We start from the raw sequence: 5,326 nt of genomic DNA on the forward strand, positions 1-5,326 counted from the left end.
GTGCTGGCCATCGCGGGCTGCCTGATCGCCGGCCTGCCGGTGGTGCCGGTGCCCGCCGACGTCGGCGCAGCCGAGCGGCGCCACATCCTCACCGACTCCGGGGCGCAGGCGTGGCTGGGGGAAAGGCCGGGGGACGCCGACGGCCTGCCGCACATCCCGGTGCGGCTGCATGCCCGCTCGTGGCACCGCTACGCCGAGCCACCGCCCGAGGCCGCCGCGCTGATCATCTATACCTCCGGCACCACCGGAGCGCCCAAAGGTGTGGTGGTGAGCCGTCGGGCGATCGCGGCCGACATCGACATGCTCGCCGAGGCCTGGCAGTGGACCGCCGATGACACCCTGGTGCACGGGCTACCGCTTTATCACGTACACGGTCTGGTGCTGGGCCTGCTCGGGTCGCTGCGCATCGGAAACCGGTTCGTGCACACCGGCAAACCCAGCCCGTCGGCCTACGCGCAGGCCGCGTCGGAGGTGGGCGGATCGTTGTTCTTCGGGGTCCCGACGGTGTGGTCGCGGATCGTCGAAGACGGCGACGCGGCGCGCGCACTGGCATCCGCGCGGCTGCTCGTCTCCGGCAGCGCGCCGCTGCCCGTGCCGGTGTTTGACGGACTCGCCGCGTTGAGCGGGCACCAGCCCGTGGAGCGCTACGGCAGCACCGAAACGCTGATCACGTTGAGCACGCTGGCCGCGGGCGAGCGCAGGCCGGGTTGGGTAGGGCTGCCACTGACCGGGGTGCGGACCCGGCTGACCGCCGAGGGTGGCGAGGAGGTGGCCCATGACGGGGAAACCATTGGCCGGCTGCAGGTTCAGAGCCCGACGATGTTCGACGGCTATCTGAACCGTCCCGACGCCACCGCCGAGGTGCTCGCGGCCGACGGCTGGTACCACACCGGCGATGTCGCCGTCATCGACGGCGACGGCATGCACCGGATCGTGGGTCGCGAATCGGTGGACCTGATCAAGACGGGCGGCTTCCGGGTAGGGGCCGGCGAGATCGAGACCGTGCTGCTTGGACACGCCGGTGTGCAGGAGGTCGCGGTCGTGGGTGCGCCCGACGACGATCTGGGCCAGCGCATCGTCGCGTTCGTGGTCGGTGACGCCTCGCCGGACGAGCTGATCGAGTTCGTGGCACAGCAGCTCTCGGCGCACAAGCGGCCGCGGGTGGTCCGGCTGGTGGACAGCCTGCCCCGCAACGCGATGGGCAAGGTGCTGAAGAAGGAACTGGTGCAATGGGTCTGAGGTCCAGAGTCCCGCGAGCGCGCGTGTCTGCACGCAACACGCCGCCCTCTGCCGGCAGATGCCGCACGCTCGTGGCGATCGGTGGAGCGCTCGCTGTCGGTGTGCTGGCGGCCTGCGGCCAGGCACCGCAGGTGGCGCTGATGCAGACCAGCATCGAAGTGCCCCCGGCGCCGGAGCCGGAGGTGCCGCCCGCCGACGCCCTGAGCATCGGTCCCGGTGCCGTCGACACCACCGGCGGCTGGTTGCCCGACGGGGCCATGATTTCGCCATTCGACACCGCCAATCCCATTCTCTCGCAACTCGATCCGGCGCTGTTGCAGGCTGTGCAGGATGCAGCCCGTGCCGCCGAGGCTCAGGGTGTACAGCTATGGGTCACTTCGGGCTGGCGCTCGAGAGGTTTCCAGCAGCGGTTGTTCGACAACGCGGTGCAAACCTACGGCAGCGTCGATGCCGCTGCTGCGCTGGTCGCGACGCCGGAAGTGTCCAGACATGTGACGGGGCAGGCGATCGACATCGGCCCGGTGGAAGCCGACAGGTGGCTGATCGCCAACGGCAGACAGTTCGGGCTGTGCCAGATCTACGCGAACGAAATCTGGCATTTCGAGCTCGCGGCCGATGCGAACGGCAACTGTCCGCCGCTGCTGCCCAACGCGGCGGGGTAGCGCTCGCGTGGCTAGTTGGCGTGCAGGGCCTCGTTGAGCGTGATGCCGGTGCCGTCACGCTTGACGACCTCGACCGCCCCGGTCACCGAGTTGCGACGGAACAGCAGGTTGTTCGCCCCGGACAGCTCCCGCGCCTTGACGGTCTGACCATCGCCCGTCTGCACCTTGGTGCCCGCGGTGACGTAGAGGCCGGCCTCGATCACGCAGTCGTCGCCCAGGGAGATCCCCAGGCCAGCGTTGGCGCCCAGCAGGCAGCGCTTGCCGACGGAGATGACCTCCTTGCCGCCGCCCGACAGCGTCCCCATGATCGAGGCGCCGCCGCCGACGTCGGAGCCGTCGTCGACCACCACACCGGCCGAGATCCGGCCCTCGACCATCGAGGAGCCCAGCGTGCCCGCGTTGTAGTTCACGAAGCCCTCGTGCATCACCGTCGTGCCCGCCGCGAGGTGGGCGCCCAGCCGAACCCGATCGGCGTCGGCGATACGCACCCCCGTCGGGGTGACGTAGTCGACCATGCGCGGGAACTTGTCGATCCCGTAGACGGTGACCGCGCCGCGGCGGCGCAACCGAACACGGACGGTCTCGAAGCCCTCCACCGCGCACGGCCCGAAGTTGGTCCACGCGACGTTGGCCAGCACCCCGAAAATCCCGTCCATGTTGGCGCTGCGCGGCTGGACCAGCCGGTGGGAGAGCAGGTGCAACCGCAGGTAGGCGTCGTACCCGTCGGCGGGCTTGTCGTCGAGCGACGCGATGACGGTCCTCACGACCACGGTCTCGACGTCGCGTTCCTCGTCGCGGCCCGCCAGCGCCGCCAACTCGTCGGGCACCTCGGCCACCGACAGCCGAGCCGTCCCCGACGGTCCGTCGCCGGTCAGCTCGGGTGCCGGGAACCAGGTATCGAGAACCGTCCCGTCGGCGGCGATCGTCGCCACGCCGACGCCTGATGCAGAAGTCACGGGGCTCAGACTAGCGTCAACGGTGTGGCTTCATCGTCGGCTCTCCGCCCGAGCGGCTCATCGCTTGACCTACACGGTGACCCGATCGCGCTGACCGCGGCGTTGGTCGACATCCCCAGCGAATCGCGGCACGAGAAGCGCATCGCCGACGAGATCGAGGCGGCGCTGCGCGAGCAGACCACCGGTTTCGAGGTGATCCGCCACGGTGACGCCGTGCTCGCCCGCACCCACTTCGGAAAGCCGACACGGGTACTGCTCGCCGGGCACACCGACACCGTGCCCGCGGCCGACAACGTGCCCAGCCAGCTGGTCGACGGGGTACTGCACGGCTGCGGCACCTCGGACATGAAATCGGGCGACGCGGTGTTCCTGCATCTCGCCGCCACCGTCGCCGACCCCGCCCACGACCTCACCCTGGTGATGTACGACTGCGAGGAGATCGAGGCCTCGGCCAACGGTCTCGGCCGCATCGAGCGGGAGCTGCCCGAATGGCTCGACGCCGACGTCGCGATCCTCGGGGAGCCTTCGGGCGGATACATCGAGGCCGGTTGCCAGGGCACCCTGCGCGTGGTGATCAGCGCTACCGGAACGAGGGCGCACTCGGCCCGGTCGTGGCTGGGCGACAACGCGATCCACAAGCTGGGTGAGGTGCTGGCCCGGCTGACGCAGTATCAGGCGCGCAGTGTGGACATCGACGGCTGTCTCTACCGCGAGGGCCTGTCCGCAGTGCGCATCGACGGGGGCATCGCCGGAAACGTCATCCCCGACGCAGCCACGGTGACCGTCAACTTCCGGTTCGCTCCGGATCGCAGCGTCGATCAGGCCTACGCCCACGTGTGTGCGGTCTTCGACGGCCTCGACGTCGGGATCGACCTCACCGATTCGGCAGCCGGGGCACTGCCGGGTCTCGGCCGGCCCGCAGCGGCCAGGCTCGTCGACGCCGCCGGGGGCCAGGTACGGGCCAAGTACGGCTGGACCGACGTGTCGAGGTTCGCGGCGCTGGGCATCCCCGCCGTCAACTACGGCCCCGGCGACCCCAACCTGGCGCACCGCTCCGACGAACGCATCGACACCGAACAGATCACCGCGGTGACCGAGATACTCCGGCGGTATCTAACCGCTTGACGGCGCGGATACCCTGGGAAACATGCTGGGAGCAGACCAAATCTCCGGAATCTCCGGATAGTTCCGGAGAACCCGCACGTCCCCTTTCCTGATCTACGGGCCTCTTGCTGCCCGCTTCACGGGAGTTCCCGCATGTCTTCCTCAGTGACCTTTTCCGGTGTGTCGTTCGCATGGCCCGACGGCACACCGCTGTTCGCCGACCTGTCGTTCACCGTCGGCGCCGGCCGCACCGGCCTGGTCGCCCCCAACGGCGCCGGCAAGAGTACGCTGCTGCGCCTGATCGCCGGCGACCTGCACCCCACAGCGGGAGCGGTGACCGTGGACGGCACGGTCGGCTATCTGTCTCAGATCAGACGCTGCCGTTGCTCGACGACCGCAGCGTCGCCCAGCTGCTCGGGGTGGCCCCGACGATCCAGGCGCTCGATGCGCTGGCCGCAGGCGATTCCAGTGAGGCGGTGTTCGCCGCGATCGGCGAGGACTGGGACATCGAGGAGCGCACCCACGCCCAGCTCGACCGTCTCGGCCTGGGCGGCGTCGCCCTCGACCGGTCCCTGCGTACGCTCTCCGGTGGCGAGGTGGTCACTCTCGGGGTGGCCCGGGAACTGTTGCGCCGGCCGATGTCCTGCTACTCGACGAGCCGACCAACAACCTCGATCTCGCCAGCGTCGCCCAACTGGAGAGCGCGCTCGCGGCTTATCGGGGTGCGTTCCTCGTTGTCAGCCATGACGATTCGTTCCTCGACGCGGTGGGCGTCGATCGGGTGCTGCGCCTGGAGGACCGCAGGCTGACGGAGCTCTAGTCGGTTTCGGGGCGGGCTGCGCCCGGTTCGGCCAGAGCTTCGGCCGCCGCTCTGATCGCCTGCGCGCCACGCTCGTCGCCGCGCTCGTAGGCCACGGCGGCCTGGTGCAGGAGCTGCGAGATCTGCGTACCGCTGGTCCGGGTGACGTTCATGGCGCCGGCCCGGGACCCGAGTGCCGCGGACAACGCGGTACCGACGCCGTAGGCGATGGGTCCGTGGGAGGCGGCGACTCCTGCCGGGCCGGGCGTGCCGGCCGCGAGCGCACCCAGACCGGTGGCGACAGCGGTGTGGACCTCTGCCAGCGAGCGCACGCCGTCGGTGTTCACCGTGAGCGGTTCGACCATTCCCACCTCCTCGACCTGCTGACGATTCTAGGTCCGCGGAACAGGGTGGTGGCGCATCAGTTGCTGCCCGCCGCCAGCGCGGCCCTGCCGAATGCGCAGTCGACCACCCCGCGCAGCCGGGTCAGCGTGTCCAGCCCCCGCGGGTCCCCGAGGCGCACCGCATCCGCCGCGGCCCGCAGCGCCACCGCGCTCTGCGCGCCC

General features: G+C 70.1%; 5 protein-coding genes and 1 pseudogene. 4 read left to right on the top strand and 2 right to left on the bottom strand.

What is annotated here, in order from left to right:
* Together WA944_RS24900 and WA944_RS24905 are read left to right on the top strand one after the other, a co-directional pair.
* On the top strand, positions 1-1,239 hold a 1,239-nt coding region (locus WA944_RS24900; RefSeq protein ID WP_526647447.1), incomplete at its 5' end, for an AMP-binding protein.
* A gap of 140 nt (positions 1,240-1,379) precedes the next feature.
* Positions 1,380-1,901 (top strand): M15 family metallopeptidase, encoded by a 522-nt coding sequence (locus WA944_RS24905; RefSeq protein WP_526372123.1) that lies wholly within the window; start codon positions 1,380-1,382, stop codon positions 1,899-1,901.
* Positions 1,902-1,912: 11 nt separating this feature from the next.
* Here WA944_RS24905 and dapD read toward each other — a convergent pair whose 3' ends face one another.
* Positions 1,913-2,866 (bottom strand): 2,3,4,5-tetrahydropyridine-2,6-dicarboxylate N-succinyltransferase, encoded by a 954-nt coding sequence (gene dapD, locus WA944_RS24910; protein ID WP_526372125.1) that lies wholly within the window; start codon positions 2,864-2,866, stop codon positions 1,913-1,915.
* Between the two features lie 15 nt (positions 2,867-2,881).
* On the opposite strand from dapD, the gene dapE reads away from it, so the two are divergent.
* Entirely contained in the window at positions 2,882-3,982 is a 1,101-nt protein-coding gene (gene dapE / locus WA944_RS24915) for a succinyl-diaminopimelate desuccinylase (protein WP_526372119.1), read from the top strand.
* Between the two features lie 132 nt (positions 3,983-4,114).
* Positions 4,115-4,754: pseudogene (locus WA944_RS24920) on the top strand (ATP-binding cassette domain-containing protein); the annotation flags it as partial.
* 23 nt (positions 4,755-4,777) lie between these two features.
* On the opposite strand, the gene WA944_RS24925 reads toward WA944_RS24920, so the two are convergent.
* Positions 4,778-5,125, bottom strand: coding sequence for a type VII secretion target (locus WA944_RS24925; protein ID WP_526372121.1), 348 nt, complete (start codon positions 5,123-5,125; stop codon positions 4,778-4,780).
* Positions 5,126-5,326: the final 201 nt, after the last annotated feature.

Source organism: Mycobacterium sp. (assembly GCF_049683355.1).
Taxonomy (GTDB): domain Bacteria; phylum Actinomycetota; class Actinomycetes; order Mycobacteriales; family Mycobacteriaceae; genus Mycobacterium.

Bases quoted from the DNA above. Each gene is read 5' to 3' on its own strand.
- WA944_RS24905 (WP_526372123.1), top strand. From the start codon at position 1,380: ATGCAGACCAGCATCGAAGTGCCCCCGGCGCCGGAGCCGGAGGTGCCG.
- WA944_RS24925 (WP_526372121.1), bottom strand. From the start codon at position 5,125: ATGGTCGAACCGCTCACGGTGAACACCGACGGCGTGCGCTCGCTGGCA.